Below are 523 nucleotides of genomic sequence, written 5' to 3' on the forward strand. Positions count from 1 at the left end.
AGCGTTGGGCCATGGATTTCGTCTCTGACGCACTGAGCAACGGCAGGAGAATGCGCATGCTGACAGTCATCGACGTATGGAATCGGGAATGCGTGAAGATCGAAGTTGATCACTCACTGACAGGCAGTCGGGTGGCACGTGTGCTTGAACAGTTGCGCCAAGTTGGGCGTTGCCCTAGTGTCATTCAGGTAGACAATGGCCCGGAGTTTATTAGCAAAGCGCTGGATGCTTGGGCGCACCAGTGCGGTGTGAAGCTAGAATTCATTCGGCCAGGCAAGCCTATCGAAAATGCCTACATCGAGAGCTTTAATGGTCGATTGCGCGAAGAATGTTTAAACCAGCATGCGTTTCGCAGCCTGCAAGAGGCCCGTGAGCGCATCGAAGTATGGCGAATTGATTACAACTCAGTTCGTCCACATAGCGCCCTTGGGCAAATGGCACCGGACCAATTCCGGGTATTGCATCACAACGAAAACAGCGAAATTACTAACTTGCGATTGGTGCACTCAGCGGGGTAAGGTCA

Annotated in this window: 1 protein-coding gene; it reads left to right on the plus strand. The window is 52.4% G+C overall.

What is annotated here, in order from left to right; translation table 11 throughout:
* On the plus strand, positions 1-518 hold a 518-nt coding region (locus KHU33_RS26235; RefSeq protein ID WP_211468504.1), incomplete at its 5' end, for an IS3 family transposase.
* Between the last annotated feature and the right edge of the window lie 5 nt (positions 519-523).

This window comes from Collimonas silvisoli, assembly GCF_018305005.1.
Lineage (GTDB): Bacteria > Pseudomonadota > Gammaproteobacteria > Burkholderiales > Burkholderiaceae_D > Collimonas > Collimonas silvisoli.